Annotated in this window: 17 protein-coding genes; 3 read left to right on the forward strand and 14 right to left on the reverse strand. The window is 70.8% G+C overall.

Features of this window, described 5'->3' with window-relative positions:
* Positions 1 to 33: 33 nt before the first annotated feature.
* The 12 genes from AB0D27_RS35200 to AB0D27_RS35255 form a co-directional block, all read right to left on the reverse strand.
* A complete protein-coding gene (locus tag AB0D27_RS35200) occupies positions 34 to 1,146 on the reverse strand; it encodes an aliphatic sulfonate ABC transporter substrate-binding protein (protein WP_362516734.1) in 1,113 nt (370 codons plus the stop codon).
* A gap of 229 nt (positions 1,147 to 1,375) precedes the next feature.
* A complete protein-coding gene (locus tag AB0D27_RS35205; protein ID WP_362516736.1) occupies positions 1,376 to 2,731 on the reverse strand; it encodes a GTP-binding protein in 1,356 nt (451 codons plus the stop codon).
* A 2-nt stretch (positions 2,732 to 2,733) separates the two neighbouring features.
* Positions 2,734 to 3,672, reverse strand: coding sequence for a sulfate adenylyltransferase subunit CysD (gene cysD, locus AB0D27_RS35210; RefSeq protein ID WP_362516738.1), 939 nt, complete (start codon positions 3,670 to 3,672; stop codon positions 2,734 to 2,736).
* Positions 3,669 to 4,241 (reverse strand): adenylyl-sulfate kinase, encoded by a 573-nt coding sequence (cysC, locus tag AB0D27_RS35215; RefSeq protein WP_362516740.1) that lies wholly within the window; start codon positions 4,239 to 4,241, stop codon positions 3,669 to 3,671. The genes cysD and cysC overlap by 4 nt, the downstream gene beginning before the upstream one ends.
* Positions 4,241 to 4,948, reverse strand: coding sequence for a phosphoadenylyl-sulfate reductase (locus AB0D27_RS35220; RefSeq protein ID WP_362516742.1), 708 nt, complete (start codon positions 4,946 to 4,948; stop codon positions 4,241 to 4,243). The genes cysC and AB0D27_RS35220 overlap by 1 nt, the downstream gene beginning before the upstream one ends.
* Positions 4,945 to 5,124, reverse strand: coding sequence for a hypothetical protein (locus AB0D27_RS35225; protein WP_362516744.1), 180 nt, complete (start codon positions 5,122 to 5,124; stop codon positions 4,945 to 4,947). Before AB0D27_RS35225 ends, AB0D27_RS35220 begins: the two co-directional genes overlap by 4 nt.
* On the reverse strand, positions 5,121 to 6,812 hold the full coding sequence (locus tag AB0D27_RS35230) for a nitrite/sulfite reductase (RefSeq protein WP_362516746.1): 1,692 nt from the start codon (positions 6,810 to 6,812) through the stop codon (positions 5,121 to 5,123). Before AB0D27_RS35230 ends, AB0D27_RS35225 begins: the two co-directional genes overlap by 4 nt.
* A 133-nt stretch (positions 6,813 to 6,945) precedes the next feature.
* Positions 6,946 to 7,029 (reverse strand): putative leader peptide, encoded by an 84-nt coding sequence (locus AB0D27_RS35235; RefSeq protein ID WP_309486338.1) that lies wholly within the window; start codon positions 7,027 to 7,029, stop codon positions 6,946 to 6,948.
* A gap of 128 nt (positions 7,030 to 7,157) precedes the next feature.
* Positions 7,158 to 7,730 (reverse strand): GNAT family N-acetyltransferase, encoded by a 573-nt coding sequence (locus tag AB0D27_RS35240; protein ID WP_362516748.1) that lies wholly within the window; start codon positions 7,728 to 7,730, stop codon positions 7,158 to 7,160.
* A 59-nt stretch (positions 7,731 to 7,789) separates the two neighbouring features.
* The gene (locus tag AB0D27_RS35245; RefSeq protein WP_362516750.1) at positions 7,790 to 9,142 is read right to left on the reverse strand and encodes a hypothetical protein; all 1,353 of its coding nucleotides are present in this window, start codon (positions 9,140 to 9,142) and stop codon (positions 7,790 to 7,792) included.
* A gap of 243 nt (positions 9,143 to 9,385) precedes the next feature.
* Entirely contained in the window at positions 9,386 to 10,621 is a 1,236-nt protein-coding gene (locus AB0D27_RS35250) for a GAF domain-containing protein (RefSeq protein ID WP_362516764.1), read from the reverse strand.
* Positions 10,622 to 10,925: 304 nt separating this feature from the next.
* Positions 10,926 to 12,560, reverse strand: a complete 1,635-nt coding sequence (locus AB0D27_RS35255; protein WP_362516752.1) for an acyl-CoA dehydrogenase family protein — start codon at positions 12,558 to 12,560, stop codon at positions 10,926 to 10,928.
* Between the two features lie 17 nt (positions 12,561 to 12,577).
* Here AB0D27_RS35255 and AB0D27_RS35260 point away from each other — a divergent pair, with 17 nt between their 5' ends.
* Entirely contained in the window at positions 12,578 to 13,741 is a 1,164-nt protein-coding gene (locus tag AB0D27_RS35260) for a YihY/virulence factor BrkB family protein (protein ID WP_362516754.1), read from the forward strand.
* Here AB0D27_RS35260 and AB0D27_RS35265 read toward each other — a convergent pair whose 3' ends face one another.
* Positions 13,742 to 14,590: an NAD(P)H-binding protein gene (locus AB0D27_RS35265; RefSeq protein ID WP_362516756.1), complete on the reverse strand. Its 849-nt coding sequence runs from the start codon at positions 14,588 to 14,590 to the stop codon at positions 13,742 to 13,744.
* An 80-nt stretch (positions 14,591 to 14,670) separates the two neighbouring features.
* Between AB0D27_RS35265 and AB0D27_RS35270 the strand changes: the two genes are divergently transcribed.
* On the forward strand, positions 14,671 to 15,606 hold the full coding sequence (locus tag AB0D27_RS35270; protein WP_362516758.1) for an AraC family transcriptional regulator: 936 nt from the start codon (positions 14,671 to 14,673) through the stop codon (positions 15,604 to 15,606).
* Between the two features lie 10 nt (positions 15,607 to 15,616).
* On the forward strand, positions 15,617 to 16,204 hold the full coding sequence (locus AB0D27_RS35275) for a helix-turn-helix domain-containing protein (protein ID WP_362516760.1): 588 nt from the start codon (positions 15,617 to 15,619) through the stop codon (positions 16,202 to 16,204).
* Here the strand turns inward: AB0D27_RS35275 and AB0D27_RS35280 are convergent.
* Positions 16,190 to 16,588: a VOC family protein gene (locus tag AB0D27_RS35280; RefSeq protein WP_362516762.1), complete on the reverse strand. Its 399-nt coding sequence runs from the start codon at positions 16,586 to 16,588 to the stop codon at positions 16,190 to 16,192. The two genes, AB0D27_RS35275 and AB0D27_RS35280, sit on opposite strands and share 15 nt — an antisense overlap.
* Between the last annotated feature and the right edge of the window lie 204 nt (positions 16,589 to 16,792).

Consider the following 16,792-nt stretch of genomic DNA (forward strand, 5'->3'; position numbering starts at 1 on the left):
CGTCACCTCCTGGGAACTCATCGGGATCCGGGCTTACTTGACGCCGAGACCGGCGTCGTCGACCGTGCTCTCGCCCGCGGCCTTGAGGACCTTGTTCAGGAGCGTGAGGTCGTAGATGCCACTCAGGTCGGGCTTCTCGAGCAGACCCGCCTTCACCGCGTGCTCCGCCTCGGTGTTGAGGGTGGAGGCCAGCGGGTCATTGGTGATCTGGATGGACTTCCAGGCCGGGTCGAGGACAGCGGCCGGCAGCGCCTTGCCCGAGTCCGCCTCCAGCTGCTTGTTCGCCGCGGCCTTGGCGTCGTCCGGGTTGGCGTTGATCCACTTGTTCGTCGTGACCGAGCCCTTCAGCACGGCCTCGACGACCTTCGGGTGCTCCTTGAGGAAGCTCTGCCGCACGATGATGTTCGTGATCACGAACTTCTTGGCGGGCCACAGCGTCGACTCGTCGAGCAGCACCTTGCCACCCTCGGCGACCAGCTTGGACGCGGTCGGCTCCGGCACCCAGGCGCCGTCGACGGAGCCGGACTTGTAGGCGTCCGGGGTGATCTTGTTGTCCGTGCGGACGACCGAGACATCGCCCTTGCCGCTCTGCGCGTCGACCTTCCAGCCCTGGTCCGCGATCCAGTTGAGGAACGCGACGTCCTGCGTGTTGCCGAGCTGCGGGGTCGCGATCTTCTTGCCCTTGACGCCCTTCAGGGACTTGATCTTCTTCGGGTTGACCACGAGCTTCACGCCGCCGGAGGCCGAACCGCCGATGATGCGCAGGTTCTTGCCGGCGGACTTCGTGTAGCCGTTGATCGCCGGCGAGGGGCCGATCCAGCCGATGTCGATGGAGCCCGAGTTCAGCGCCTCGATCTCGGAGGGGCCGGCGTTGAAGGTCTGGTACTTGGCCTCGGTGGCGCCGAGCTCCTTCTGGAAGAAGCCCTTCTGGTTGCCGACCAGTGCGGTGGCGTGCGTCAGGTTGCCGAAGTAGCCGATCTTCACGGAGTCGAGACCGTCGATCTTCTTCGACCCGGCGGCGACCTTCGCCTTCGAGCTGTCGTCCTTGGCGTCGGAGCCGTAGCTGCAGGCGGCGAGGGCGAGGAGGGGGAGAGCGGTGGCAACGGCGATGCCGCGGCGTACCAAGGTTGAGCGGATGGCAGGCACGGGAGGGTTTCCTCTCGTTGGCCCGGCGGTCACGGTTTCAGGTCGTGGCCGGGAGGTCGGCAGGTCTTCGTCTCGTCCGGGACGACGGGTGGGGGGACGGGGCGCGCAAGCGGTGCGCGTACGTCATCGCGCACATCGCGCGACTCCGCCCTGCCCGCTGCCGAGGACGCCGCTGCCGACGCGGCCGCCCTCCTTCGCGAACGTGGAGTAGAAGTCGACGGGGTTCATGTCAGAAGCACCAGCCGTCGTCGTCGGCCTCGTCCTTGACCGGCTGCGGCGCGGCGAAGGACTCGCCGACCATGCCCGCGGTCAGGGTGGTGCCGTCCGCCGGGTCGATCAGGATGAACGCGCCGGTGCGCCGGGAGTCCGCGTACGAGTCCAGCGGCAGCGGCTCGGCGGTACGGATCTTGACGCGGCCGATGTCGTTGGCGACCAGCTGACCCGGGTGCGGGTGCAGCGAGAGGTCGTCGAGCGTCAGCCGGGACGGGATGTCCTTGACGATCGCCTTGACCGTACGGGTGCCATGCTTGAGCAGCACCCGGTGGCCGACGGTGAGCGGCTGGTCGGCCACATGGCAGACGGTCGCCTCGACGTCCTGCGTGGTCGGCGGCGCGTCCTTGCTCGGCACGATCAGGTCACCGCGCGAGATGTCGATGTCGTCCTCCAGCAGGAGGGTCACCGACTGCGGGGTCCACGCCACGTCGACCGGGGTGCCCAGCAGATCGATCCCGGCGACCTTCGAGGTACGCCCGGAGGGCAGCACGGTCACGCTCTCGCCGACGCGGAAGGTACCGGCCGCGATCTGACCGGCGTACCCCCGGTAGTCGGGGTGCTCGGCGGTCTGCGGGCGGATCACGTACTGCACGGGCAGCCGGGCGTGGCAGTGCGCCAGGTCGTGGCTGACCGGAATGGTCTCCAGGTGCTCCAGGACCGTCGGGCCGCCGTACCAGTCCATGTTCGCGGAGGCTTCCACCACGTTGTCACCGGCGAGCGCCGAGATCGGGATCGCGGTGATCTCGGGGACGCCCAGCTCGGAGGCGTACGCCGTGAACTCCTCGGCGATGGCGGCGAAGACGGACTCCTTGTACTCGACGAGGTCCATCTTGTTGACCGCGAGCACGACGTGCGGGACGCGCAGCAGCGCGGCGACGGCGGCGTGCCGGCGGGTCTGCTCGATGACACCGTTGCGGGCGTCGACGAGGACCACGGCCAGGTCGGCGGTGGAGGCGCCGGTGACCATGTTCCGCGTGTACTGCACGTGACCGGGCGTGTCGGCCAGGATGAAACGGCGGCGCGCGGTCGCGAAGTAGCGGTAGGCGACGTCGATGGTGATGCCCTGCTCGCGCTCGGCACGCAGGCCGTCGGTCAGGAGGGCGAGGTCCGGGGCCGCCTGGCCGCGGCTGGCCGAGACGCGCTCCACGGCCTCCAGCTGGTCCGTCAGAACCGACTTGGAGTCGTGCAGCAGACGTCCGACGAGCGTGGACTTGCCGTCGTCGACGGAGCCGGCGGTGGCGAAGCGCAGCAGGGTGGTCGCCGACAACTGCTCGACCGACAGGGGCTCGGTGGGTTCGGTGGTGCTGGTCATGGCTAGAAGTACCCCTCGCGCTTGCGGTCTTCCATCGCGGCCTCGGACATCTTGTCGTCGGCGCGGGTGGCGCCCCGCTCGGTGAGACGTGAGGCGGCGATCTCGGCGATGACGGCGTCCAGCGTGGTCGCGTCGGAGTCGACGGCGCCCGTGCAGGACATGTCTCCGACCGTGCGGTAGCGGACGAGTCGCTGCTCGACGCTCTCGCCGTCCTTGGGGCCGCCCCACTCGCCCGGGGTCAGCCACATGCCGGACCGCTTGAAGACCTCGCGCTCGTGCGCGAAGTAGATCTCCGGCAGTTCGATCTGCTCGCGGGCGATGTACTGCCAGACGTCCAGTTCGGTCCAGTTGGACAGCGGGAAGACGCGGACGTGCTCGCCGGGCGCGTGGCGGCCGTTGTAGAGCTGCCACAGTTCGGGGCGCTGGCGGCGCGGGTCCCACTGGGAGAACTCGTCGCGCAGCGAGAACACCCGTTCCTTGGCGCGGGCCTTCTCCTCGTCCCGGCGTCCGCCGCCGAACACGGCGTCGAAGCGCTCGGACTGGATCTTCTCCGTCAGCGGCACCGTCTGCAGCGGGTTGCGCGTCCCGTCGGGGCGTTCGCGCAGCACACCACGGTCGATGTAGTCCTGGACGGAGGCCACATGGAGGCGCAGGCCGTGCTTCTTCACCGTGCGGTCGCGGTACTCCAGGACCTCCGGGAAGTTGTGCCCGGTGTCCACATGCAGCAGTGAGAAGGGCACCGCCGCGGGGGCGAACGCCTTCAGTGCGAGATGCAGCATGACGATGGAGTCCTTGCCGCCGGAGAAGAGAATCACCGGCCGCTCGAACTCACCCGCGACCTCGCGGAAGATGTGGACGGCCTCCGACTCCAGGGAGTCCAGGTGCGACAGCGCGTACGGACTGTCCGTCTCCTCGGAGACAGTGGCGACGTCGCTCGTCATGCGAGACCCCTCTCGGTGAGCAGCGCGTGGAGCGCGGCCGCGGACTCCTGCACGGTCTGGGTGTGCGACTCGATGCGCAGATCGGGCGACTCGGGCTGCTCGTAGGGGTCGTCGACGCCGGTGAGCCCCGAGATCTCGCCCGCGGCCTGCTTGGCGTACAGCCCCTTCACATCGCGTACGGAGCAGACCTCGACGGGGGTCGCCACGTGCACCTCCAGATACGGGGTGCCGCCGGTCTGGTGGCGCCCCCGCACCGCCTCACGGCTGTCCGCGTACGGCGCGATCACCGGGACGAGTGCCTTGACGCCGTTGCGCGCGAGCAGCTCGGCGAGAAAGCCGATGCGCCGCACGTTCGTGTCGCGGTCCTCGCGCGAGAAACCGAGGCCCGACGAGAGGAACTCGCGGATCTCGTCCCCGTCGAGCACCTCGACACGGTGGCCCTCCGTGCGCAGCCTGCCGGCCAGCTCGTAGGCGATGGTGGTCTTGCCGGCGCTCGGCAGACCCGTGAGCCAGACGGTGGCTCCGGTCGTCACTTGCTGCTCCTGAGAAATCAGAGTGGTCGTGGTCATCAGTGCAGCCCGCACTCGGTCTTGGCGCGGTCCGCCCAGCGGCCGGCGCGCACGTCCTCGCCCTCAAGGACCCGGCGGGTGCAGGGCGCGCAGCCGACGGAGGCGTAACCGTCCATCAGCAGCGGGTTGGTGAGGACCCCGTGCTCGGCGACGTACGCGTCCACGTCGTCCTGCGTCCAGCGGGCGATCGGTGAGATCTTGACCTTCCGGCGCTTCTCGTCCCAGCCGACGACCGGGGTGTTCGCCCGGGTCGGGGACTCGTCGCGGCGCAGGCCCGTGGCCCAGGCGCTGTACTTGGCGAGCCCTTCGTCGAGGGGCTTGACCTTGCGCAGCGCGCAGCACAGGTCGGGGTCGCGGTCGTGCAGCCTGGGGCCGTACTCGGCGTCCTGCTCGGCCACGGTCTGGCGCGGGGTGAGCGTGATGACGTTGACGTCCATCACGGCTTCGACCGCGTCCCGGGTGCCGATGGTCTCCGGGAAGTGGTAGCCGGTGTCGAGGAAGACGATGTCAATGCCGGGCAGTGCGCGGGACGCGAGGTGCGAGACCACCGCGTCCTCCATGGAGGAGGTCACGCAGAAACTCTTACCGAACGTACTTGTGGCCCACTGGAGGATCTCCAGGGCCGACGCGTCCTCAAGGTCGCGCCCCGCCTGCTCGGCGAGGCGCTTCAGGTCCTCGGCCGTACGCTCGTCCTGAGATGTCGTCATATTCCGTCCCCACCACTGTCCTTGGGCTGAAGGCCCCGGGCGAGCAGCCCGAGGAACTTCAACTGGAAGGCTCGATTGCACGCCGCGCATTCCCACGCGCCGTGGCCCTGCTCGCTCGGACGAAGGTCCTCGTCGCCGCAGTAGGGGCAGTAGAACGGGGCGGCTCGCTCGCTCATGAGAGGGACTCCTCGGAGGCTCGCGTAGCCCAGGTGGCGAAGCGCTCGCCGTCCTCGCGCTCCTTCTGGAAGCGCTTGAGGACCCGCTCGATGTAGTCGGGCAGCTCGTCCGAAGTGACCTTCAGGCCACGGACCTTGCGGCCGAAACCGGCTTCCAGGCCGAGCGCGCCGCCCAGGTGCACCTGGAAGCCCTCGACCTGCTCGCCCTGGTCGTCGAGGACCAGCTGGCCCTTGAGACCGATGTCCGCGACCTGGATACGGGCGCAGGCGTTCGGGCAGCCGTTGATGTTGATGGTGATGGGCTCTTCGAACTCGGGGATGCGCCGCTCGAGTTCGTCGATCAGCGAGGCACCGCGCGCCTTGGTCTCGACGATCGCGAGCTTGCAGTACTCGATGCCGGTGCAGGCCATCGTGCCGCGCCGGAACGTGGAGGGCTTGGCGGTCAGGTCGAGCGCCTCCAGGCCCTCGACGAGGGAGTCGATCCGGTCCTGCTCCACGTCGAGCACGATCATCTTCTGCTCGACGGTGGTGCGCAGCCGGCCCGAGCCGTGCGCCTCGGCCAGCTCGGCGATCTTCGTGAGGGTCGCGCCGTCCACCCGGCCCACGCGCGGGGCGAAGCCGACGTAGTAGCGGCCGTCCTTCTGCCGGTGCACACCGACGTGGTCGCGCCAGCGGGCGACCGGCTGGTCGGGGGCGGGTCCGTCGACGAGCTTCCGCTTCAGGTACTCGTCCTCCAGGATCTGGCGGAACTTCTCGACGCCCCAGTCGGCGACCAGGAACTTCAGGCGAGCCCTCGTGCGAAGGCGCCGGTAGCCGTAGTCGCGGAAGATCGAGAGGACGCCGATGTGGACGTCCGCGACCTCGTCCAGCGGGACCCAGGCGCCCAGACGCTGGCCGATCTTCGGGTTGGTGGAGAGGCCGCCGCCGACCCAGAGGTCGAAGCCGGGGCCGTGCTCCGGGTGGTTCACGCCGACGAACGCGACGTCGTTGATCTCGTGCGCCACGTCGAGCAACGGCGAGCCGGAGATCGCTGTCTTGAACTTGCGGGGCAGGTTCGAGAACTCCGTGTTGCCGATGACCCGGCGGTGGATCTCCTCGATCGCGGGCGTGCCGTCGATGATCTCGTCCTCGGCGATCCCGGCGACGGGCGAGCCGAGGATGACGCGGGGCGTGTCACCGCAGGCCTCGGTCGTGGACAGGCCCACGGCCTCCAGGCGGTCCCAGATCTCCGGGACGTCCTCGATACGGATCCAGTGGTACTGCACGTTCTGCCGGTCGGTGAGGTCGGCGGTGCCGCGCGCGAACTCCTGCGAGATCTCGCCGATGACGCGCAGCTGCTCGGTGGTCAGCCGGCCGCCGTCGATACGGACGCGCAGCATGAAGTACTTGTCGTCCAGCTCCTCCGGCTCCAGGATCGCGGTCTTGCCGCCGTCGATCCCGGGCTTGCGCTGGGTGTACAGACCCCACCAGCGCATCCGGCCGCGCAGGTCATTGGGGTCGATCGAGTCGAAGCCCCGCTTGGAGTAGATCGTCTCAATGCGTGTCCGCACATTGAGACCGTCGTCGTCCTTCTTGAACTGTTCGTTGCCGTTGAGCGGGGTGAAGTGACCCACGGCCCACTGACCCTCGCCGCGGTGACGGCTCACCTTGCGGCGGGGCGCGGCGGGATTCTGCGGGGTGGCGGCCATGGTTGATACGTCCTTCGAGACTGCGGGACAGGTTGGTCAGCGGCTCTGACCTGCACATTCGGGCGCATACGGAAGTATGGGCACGGCATTGCGCAAGGGTCGCAAGAGAAAGGGTCGGCGGCGCTGGACTGCTTCAGCTCGCCGGACAGATGGCGCTGGACATGCGGCCGAGGTCGACGTGCCGCCGACTCACCAAGGCAATTCCAGTTCCAGACATGACGGAAGCGTGTCACGGGGATCTCCGGCCAGTCCACCGTCATCCATCATGTGGACACCCTTGTCCCGGATGGCGAGACAAGGGTGGTGTCAGTCACACGGCCGCACGGTTTATGGCGTCCGGGCAGGTCAACCGATCCACGCCCCTGGCCAGGGACCCGGCGCGGCCACCTCCGGCTCCGCCTCGACCTTGGTGTCGAAGAGCTTGAATCCGCGCCGCAGATAGTTGTCCATCGCGTGCTCCCCGTCCTTGCTGCATGTATGCAGCCAGACCCGCTTCGTCTCGGCCCGCCCCGGCCAGCGCTCGGCCAGGTCCCAGGCCCGCGCCACCCCGTACGAGAGGAGGTGACCGCCGATGCGCCGGCCCCGGAAGGCGGGGATCAGCCCGAAGTAGACGACCTCCACCACGCCGTCGTCCTGCGGGTCGAGCTCGACATAGCCCGCGGGCGTCCCCCTGTCGTACGCGACCCAGGTCTCTACGCCCGGCCGGTCAAGGGCCTCCTGCCACTGCGCGTACGTCCAGCCGAGCCGGTCCGTCCAGCGGATGTCCCCGCCGACCGACGTGTACAGGAAGCGGCTGAACTCGGGCGAGGGAACCTCGGCACGCACGATCCGGAAGTCCCCGTCGGGCGCGATCGCGGGGAGCAGGTCGGTCAGGGCCGTCTGCTCCAGGGACCAGGTGGTCACAGTGACGTTGCTCATGCGGGCCAGGGAACCACGGAGCCCGGCCCGCCTCCAAAAGCGGCCTGAGGCCCCCGCCCCTACTGCAGCGAGTGGTCGACCGAGGACAGCGGAACCGCGTAGAGCACCCGCTGCGTCGCCGCCCCGGTCAACGCCCACAGCTCGCCCGTCTCCTGCCAGTAGGAGAGGGACTCGGCCCCCAGGCCCCAGCAGGCGTGCGACTGGTCCGCGGTGCAGGTGGCCGCCTTGGCACCGCTCCCGGTCTGCCGCCACAGGGTGCCGTGCTGGGTGCGGCTGTCCGGTGTGTGCTCGACGTACCACTCGGCCTCGTGGGCGCCGCTCGGCGTGTGTGAGAGGGCGCCGGACAGTCCGGCGGCCTTGGTCGCGTAGGCCTCGGCCGCGTCGACGTACCCCTGGGAGTCGGCGAGCAGACCGGTGCGGTAGGCGGCGGTGCTGTACGCGTAGCGCCACACCCGGGCCCGCTGGGCGCCGCCGGACGCGGACCGCTCGGTCGCGACCAGGCTGTCCGGCGCGGAGGTGCGGTCCAGGGAGAGGGAGCCGATACAGGGGACGGCCCGGTCGTCACCGGCGACGCACGCGCCGCCGGGCGCGTCGTAGGAGCCGATGGCCGGGAGCACGTACTGGTAGCCGGCCGCCGAGTAGCCGTCGCTCACCCTGCCGACGGCGCCGCTGTTGACGCCGGCCCTCAGGAGGCGGTGCAGGTCGAAGACGAGCAGGCCCGCGCCGTGCGCGGCGGTGACGATCAGCTTGTCCTGGTACCAGACCATGCCGCCGAGGCCCGAGTGGACCGCCGTGAAGTCCTTGCCGCCCTCGCGCGGGGCGACGAGCAGGACCCAGCGGTACGTGAGGGCCTGCGCGTCCGTCGCGTCGACGAAGGCGACCCGGGCCATGCCCTCGTCCCGGGTCGGCGTGGCGGCCTGCCGGTCGTGCTGCGTCCAGCCGGCCAGGATGACGCGGTGCTCGCCCCATCGTCCGTCGTCGTCGGCGTCGCCGGACGTGGTGACGGACCTCGGCTGCCACTGCCGGGTGGTCGCGTCGCCGCCGTCCCAGCAGTATCCGCGGGTGGCGGTCGGCTCGACCGGAAGCGCGGCCCGCTCGGCGGCGGCGCAGTCGGAGGTGTTCCGCATCGCGTGGTCGGCGCTCTCGAGCACGCCGTCGACGCCGACGTTGCCGCCCATGTCCTTGGTGAGGGTGTCGAGCGTGTCCCGGGGGACCAGGTTCTCGTGGAGGCGCAGCGCGCCGGCCGCGGACGCCGAGCGGAGGGGGGTCAGGCCGCCCGGGCTGCCGCTGCCGGTGGCCTGGGAGGCGCTGATCAGGGTGGCGGCCGCGGTGAGCGCGAGGGCGGTTCCGGCCAGGGTGGCGCGCAGCGCCTGTCCCCTTCTACGACGACGGTGCCTGCCGCGCTGCTTCATGCGTCCTCCCGGGTAGGCCAACTGCCTCTCACTCTTCGGGCGTTGACGGAGAGACGGGTGGGGTGGCCTGTGAGGGGATGCTACGGCAGAGACCCACTGGCCCGGCCGAAGACCCCGGAAGACGCTCAGGAAATACGCCTGTTTCAGCCCGTCCGGCGCTGGAGGACGAGCGCGAAGCGCGATACGAGGGTGTGGGGCGGAGCCCCCAGGTACGGGACGGGTGGGGGCGGAAAGGGCGAAAAACTACAGCTTCTCCCGCCGCACCGCCGGCGCCGTCGAGTGGGGCAGCAGGTCCAGGGGATCGTCCGGCAGCAGGACCTCGACCTCCACCTCCTCGCGGAAGCGGTACGGACGGTGGTCGAGCAGGCCGGTGAGGCGGCGGCGTACCCGGGACAGCTCGGCGCGGACGGTCACCGTACGGGTCGGGTCGCCGAAGAGGTCGACCGCGAGCTGGGCCGCGCTGCGCCCCTGCCGGTGCACGGCGAGCACGTACAGCAGCTCGGCGTGGCGCGGACTCAGGTCCTGCGCCCAACTGCCCGCCGCGCCCGAGATGGTGGCGCACGGCCGCCGGGGTTCACTGAGGTCCAGCACGACACGGCTCGCGCTCGCCGAGGTGTCGCTCTCCGTGACCCGCAGCAGCCACCCGCCGGGCATCGGCTCCGCGACGCACACCCCGAGGGAGGGCAGCCAGACCCTGCCCGCGCGGAAGGAGGCCGGCAGCGGGACCCGGTCGACGGGCGGCATTCCGACGACGGCCGCGAGCCAGCCGTTGGTGTCCACGACCAGCGCCTTGCCGCCCAGCCGGCACAGGAGGGGCGCGGCCACGGCGCGCAGCCGCTCGATGGTCGTCAGATGCCTGCTGCGCAGTTCGGATTCGGCCAGCCGGGACACCGAGTCGACCAGCGCGAGCGTGGCCGGGTGAAACGTACTGTCCGGCCCGCTCACGTCGATGATGCCGAGCAGCCGCCCGTCCCGCGGGTCGTGCACCGGGGCGGCGGCGCAGGTCCAGTCGTGCAGCGTGCGCACGAAGTGCTCGGCCGAGTGCACCTGGACGGCGGCGCCCGCCGTCAGCGCCGTACCGATCGCGTTGGTGCCGGTGGTGTCCTCGCTCCAGGCGGCGCCCTCCTCCAGGCAGATCGTGTCGGCCCGGCGCAGTACGCCCGCGTTGCCCTCGCGCCACAGCACCCGGCCCTCCGGGTCCGTGACCACCATGATCTGCAGGGAGGCGTCGGCGACCGCTCCCAGCCCCCCGCTGAGCACCGGCATCACCTCGGCGAGCGCGGTGGAGGTGCGGCGGTGTTCGAGTTCGTCCGTCTGCAACAGCACGCTGTCCGTGCCCTGTTCGGGATCGACTCCGAAACGTTTCACTCTCTGCCATGACTGACCGATGACCGGTCGCGGAGCGATCGGGGAGCGTTCGCCTCTGACCGACGCGGCCCAGGTTTCCTGGAGGTGCCGGACCGTTTCGGACGCGTCCAGCGGCGCGAAACGGGCGGTGTTGAACGATGTGGTCTTCACAGGGCACTCCCGAAACCAGTACCGCGTACGAGCTGTGACGCCGCCGTCACCCCACATCGTGCCTGCTCTCGGCCCGGGACGCCGGAACTTCGCACAAGGAACACAAAGGAATGCAACGGTCTGCAACTCTCGCCAACGGTCACAAGGTTCCTTGAAACTGACAACGACGCCGCCCGTGCGGCGTCCGAGCTCCTGAACGGGGCCGGCAGCGGGGGTGGTGCCGTGTCGGCGCAGCACCACCCCCGCCCCTAACAGCGGCAGCTCCTCACGACACCGGCCGTGCCCGCTCCACCACGGTGGCCAGATCCAGACTGTGCGGCAGCGTACCGAAGGCCGAACCCCAGTCACCACCCAGCCGTGAGGCGCAGAACGCGTCGGCGACCTCCGGGGGCGCGTACTGGACGAGGAGCGACCCCTGGAGCACCAGGGCGACACGCTCCACGAGACGCCGGGCCCGGCCCTCGACACCGTCCAGGTCCGCGAGTTCGGCCAGCAGGTTCTTGATGGCCCCGTCCAGGCGGTGGTCCGCGCCGCGGGCCCGTCCCACCTCCCGCAGATACGCGTCCAGGGCCCCCGGCTCCCGCTGCAGCGCACGCAGCACGTCCAGCGCCTGGACGTTGCCCGCGCCCTCCCAGATGGAGTTGAGCGGCGACTCCCGCAGCAGCCGCGCCATGCCCCACTCCTCCACGTACCCGTTGCCGCCGAGGCACTCCAGCGCCTCCACCGCCACCGGCGTACACCGCTTGGTCACCCAGTACTTGGCGGCCGGCACCGCGAGCCGCAGGAAGGCCCGCTCCTGCTCGCTCCCGTCGTCGTACGCGGCGGCGAGGCGCATCGCGAGCGTGGTCGCCGCCTCCGACTCCAGCGCCAGATCCGCGAGGACGTTCCGCATCAGCGGCTTGTCGATGAGCTTGCCGCCGAACGCCTCGCGGTACGTGGAGTGGTGGACGGCCTGTGCGACGGCCTGCCGCATCAGCGAGGCCGAGCCGAGCACACAGTCGAGCCGGGTCGCCGCGACCATCTCGATGATGGTGCGCACCCCGCGCCCCTCGTCCCCGACCCGGCGCGCCCAGGTCCCGTCGAACTCGACCTCGCTGGAGGCGTTCGACTTGTTGCCGAGCTTGTCCTTGAGCCGCTGGATCCGGAAGACGTTGCGCGTGCCGTCCTCCAGCACGCGCGGGACGAGAAAGCAGGTGAGCCCGCCGGGTGCCTGCGCGAGCACCAGGAAGCCGTCCGACATCGGTGCCGAGCAGAACCACTTGTGGCCGGTCAGCTCGTACGTCCCGTCCTCGGCGAGCGGTCGCGCCTCGGTCGTATTCGCGCGTACGTCGCTGCCGCCCTGCTTCTCGGTCATGCCCATCCCGAAGAGCACGCCGGCCTTCTCGGCGGCGGGCCGCAGCCCCTGGTCGTAGATCGTGGACGTCAGCCGCGGCTCCCACTCGGCGGCGAGCGCCGGATCGGCTCGCAGCGCGGGCACCGCCGCGTGGGTCATCGACAGCGGGCAGCCGTTGCCCGCCTCGACCTGCGTCCAGACCACGAAGGCGGCCGCACGCCTGAGGTGTCCGCCGGGGCGGTTCCAGGCCGCGGTCAGCCCCGCCGACACGCCCTTGCCGAGCAGCCGGTGCCAGGCCGGATGGAACTCGACCTCGTCGATCCGGTGGCCGTAGCGGTCGTGGGTGTGCAGCTTGGGCGGGTTCTCGTTGGCGAGCGCCCCCCACTCCTGCACCTGCGCGGAACCGGCGGTCCGCCCGAGCGCCGACAGCTCCTCGCGTGCCTCGTCGAGGAGTCCTGGATCGATATGCCGGTCGACCGCCTCCACGAGGGCCCGGTCGGCGGCGAAAACGTCATATCCGACCAGGGGCGGAGCCTGGTTGGTCACGGTGTGGGTGCTGGCTGCCATACGGATACGGTAAGGACGTGCACCAGGCAAAAGAAACACCTGAACGGCCTCCCTCGGGCCGCTTCCACCGTGCCCGCGCGCTCTACCGGAACGTGTCCAAGCGCAGGACCGCCTGGCTGCTGCTCAAGGACACCGTCAATTCGTGCATGGAATACCGGATCCTGGGGCTGGCGGCCGAGGCCGCCTTCTTCACGCTTTTGTCCGTGCCGCCACTGCTGCTGAGCATGATCGGACTGCTCGGATACGTGGACGCCTGGACCGGCGCCGACACGATCGCCAGCCTGGAGAGCAACATCCTGGACGCGTCCCGCACGGTCCTGTCGGAGAAGGGCGTCCACCAGATCGCCCAGCCGATCCTCCACGACGTGATGAAGGGCGGCCGCCCCGACATCATCTCCCTCGGCTTTCTGTTCGCCCTGTGGTCGGGCTCGCGCGCGGTGAACGTCTTCATCGACACCATCACCGTGATGTACGGCCTCGACGGCACCCGGGGAATCGTGAAGACCCGGATGATGTCGTTCCTGCTGTTCATCGTGGCGCTGCTGATCGGCTCGGTCGCGCTGCCGCTGATGGTGGCGGGCCCGGACGCGGTGGTGAACGTCGTTCCGTGGTCGACGACCGTCGTCCAGGTCCTGTACTGGCCCGTCGTGATCGTCCTCTCGATCGTCTTCCTCACCACGCTCTACCACGTGTCCGTGCCGGTGCGCTCCCCGTGGGTCGAGGACGTGCCGGGTGCGCTGGTGGCCCTCGCCATGTGGGTGCTCGGCAGCTTCCTGCTCCGTATCTACCTGACCAACACCGTCGAGGGCCCCACGATCTACGGCTCGCTCGCCGCGCCCGTCGCCGTCCTGCTGTGGATCGGCGTGTCCGCCTTCGCCGTCCTGGTCGGCGCCGCCGTCAACGCCGCCATCGACCGGGTCTGGCCGGCCGCCGCCACCGCCACCGCGCGCGCCGCAAACGAACGGCTGCGCGAGGCCCAGGCCGCCGAGTACGTCGCCCGTGTCGTCGCGTACCGCTCCTCCGACGTCGATCCCGACGACCCGGACATGCCCTCCGAGTTCCCGGAGCGCTGGTCGCGCTTCCTGCCCCCGGAGGACGTCACGTCGCGGCTGCGCACCCACGCGAAGAGCACCCACCACCACCCCCACCGCAACAACGACGACCACCCTCAGGGCGAGTGATCAGCCCTTCCAGGCTCCGGCCGCCGCCGTCTGCCGCGCGAACGCCGTGAAGTCCCGCGCCGCGCGGCCCAGGATCCGCTGGACGCCGTCCGAGAGGTAGGAGTTGCGGCCGTCGAGGAGGCTCTCGAAGAGGTCTACGAGGAACTCGACCTCCTCGGGCGGCACCCCGAAACCGGTCAGGTTGTCGCCGTACTGGCGTGCCGTCACCGGGGTGTACGTCAGCTCGCCGCCCGTCGCCTTCGCGATCTCCGCGACCGCCTCGCTGAAGGTCAGCAGCCGGGGCCCGGAGATGTCGAGGTCCTCGCCCGCGTACCGGTCGCCCGCCGTCAGCGCGGCGACCACGACGTCCGCGATGTCCCGCACGTCGATGAACGGCTCGCGCACCTCACCGGCCGGGAAGACCAGCTCCCCGTGGCGCAGCCCCTCCACCAGCGGGCCCTCGCTGAAGTTCTGCGCGAACCACGCGGCCCGCACGACCGTCCACCGCGCCCCCGACGCCTTGAGCGCCTCCTCGGTCGGCCGGGCCGGCTCCTCGCCCCGCGACGACAGCAGCACCAGCCGGCGCACCCCGAGCCCGACCGCCTCCCGGGCCAGCGCCCCGACCGCCTCGGTGGCGGCCGGGGAGCCGACGTCCGTGGGGTACGCGAGATACGCCGCGTCGGCGCCGCGCAGCGCGTCCGCCCACGTCGAGCGGTCCGCCCAGTCGAAGCGGGTGCCCCGGGAGCGGGACGCGGCCCGCACCGTGAGCCCGGCCGCCCGCGCGGCCTCCGCGACCCGACGGCCGGTGCGCCCCGTCGCCCCTGTCACCAACACCGTCATGCCTCCCGGATGTGCCGTGTTGTCCGTCATGAAGCCAGTGAACTGCCGGGCGTGGAAAGGAACCATCGCTGAACCGCTCCTTCCCATACGCCCGCGTCTACGCTGTCGCCATGGACGCACTCGCAGGCCTCTTGGAGGGCCCACGCGCGCGTGGCGCCTTCATGATCCGCGCGTGCTTCGACCCGCCGTGGTGCGTACGCGTCGAGGACCGTGCCCCCCTGACGATCATGCTGGTGGTCCGCGGTGACGCCTGCGTCGTGCCGGACGGGGGAGAGCCGGTACGGCTGCGGGCGGGCGACCTGGCCATCGCGCGCGGCCCGGACCCGTACGTCTGCGCCGACGACCCGGACACCCCGCCCCAGGCCGTGATCCTGCCGGGCGGCGAGTGCGTCTACCCCGACGGGCGCTCCCTGAAGGGCCACTGGGAACTCGGCGTACGCAGCTGGGGCGACCGGCCGGACGGCTCCACGATGCTGCTGATCGGGACGTACATGATGCGGGGCGAGATCAACGGCAGGCTGCTGGACGCCCTGCCGCCGCTGCTCTCGCTCACCTCCGACGTGTGGGAGTGCCCGCTGACGCCGATACTCGCCGAGGAGATCGTGCGCGACGAGCCCGGGCAGGAGGTCGTCCTGGACCGGCTCCTCGATCTGCTGATGATCGCCGCGCTGCGGGCCTGGTTCTCCCGCCCCGAGGCCGCGACGCCCGCCTGGTACGAGGCCCTCGCCGACCCCGTCGTGGGCCGGGTGCTGCGGCTCCTGCAGGACGACCCGGCGCACCCCTGGACGGTGGCGGCGCTCGCCGCCAAGGCCGGGGTCTCCCGGGCCGCGCTGGCCCGCCGCTTCGGCGAACTCGTGGGCGAGCCCCCGATGACGTACCTGACCGGCTGGCGGCTGGCCCTGGCCGCCGACCGCCTGCGCGATTCGGACGACACCCTGGACTCGATCGCCCGCCAGGTCGGCTACGGCAGCGCGTTCGCCCTGTCCAGCGCCTTCAAACGGGTGTACGGGGTCAGCCCGCAGGAGCACCGGACGCGAGCGGCGTAGCCTGGCGTACGTGTACGAGGAGCGTGCCTCCCGGCTGCCCGGTGCCGTGGTGTGGAGCCGCGTCCTGCCCGGGCCCGGCTCGGCCGTGCGGCCCGTGCTTCCCGACGGCTGCATGGACTTGTTGTGGACCGAGGGGCGGCTGCTGGTCGCCGGACCGGACACCCGGGCGTACGTTCCCGAAGGCGTCCCCGGCGGCTGGGCGGGTGTCCGGTTCTTCCCCGGTACGGCGCCCGCGCTGCTGGGCGTACCCGCGCACGAACTCCGCGACCGGACCGTGGAGGCGGCCGGCGCGGAGCCCCCCGATCCGCTGCTCCGGGAGCTCGTGGCGGCCCTGGACGCGGGGCGACCGGTCGCCGCCGTCGCCGATGAACTCGGCCTGGGGGCAAGGAAATTGCATCGGCGATCGCTGGCGGCGTTCGGTTACGGGGCCAAGACGCTGGCCCGCGTGCTGCGGCTGCAGCGGGCGCTCGCGCTCGCGCGGGACGGGGTGCCCTTCGCGGACACCGCGGTGCGCGCCGAGTTCGCGGACCAGGCTCATCTGGCCCGTGATGTAAGGGAGTTGGCGGGCATGACGCTCGGTGAGCTACTGCGACGGTAGGGTCGCGAACAGATCGACACCGTTGCCGTCCGGGTCGTGTACGACGGCGTATCGCATGCCCCAGAAGGCGTCCCACGGCTTGAGTTCGCCGTGGTGGCCGGCGCCGACGAGGTCTTCGTACACGGAGTCGACCTCGGCGGGGCTGTCGCAGCGGAAGGCGAGGGACGCCCGGCCGCCGCCGGCTGGGGGCCGCCACCCGGCGTGGAACGAGCGGATCGTCTCCTCCGTGTCGAGTGCCAGCCGGAGGCCGCCGGGTAGCTCGGCCTCTACGTGCGGCTGGTTCTCGGAGCCGTCGGGGAAGGTGAGGCCGAGGTGGCGGTAGAAGGTGAGGGAGGCGGCCATGTCGGAGACGGCGAGGCCGATCACGTCGAATCGTGGAGTCATGGGGCCACGGTAGGCAGGGCGTGGGTGGTGGGTCTTGAACGAATCGGACATGGTGGCGGCCCGTGCGGGCAGGGAGGGGTTTCGCCCCCTCCGCCCCTACCCGTCCCATACCTGGGGCTCCGCCCCGGACCCCGCCAAGTAGGCACCGAGGGCCGCCTCGCCGGTCAGGCGCCGGGGGCGGGCGTCGCCGGGGTGTGGCGCGAC

It is taken from the genome of Streptomyces sp. NPDC048415 (assembly GCF_040651675.1).
Lineage (GTDB): Bacteria > Actinomycetota > Actinomycetes > Streptomycetales > Streptomycetaceae > Streptomyces.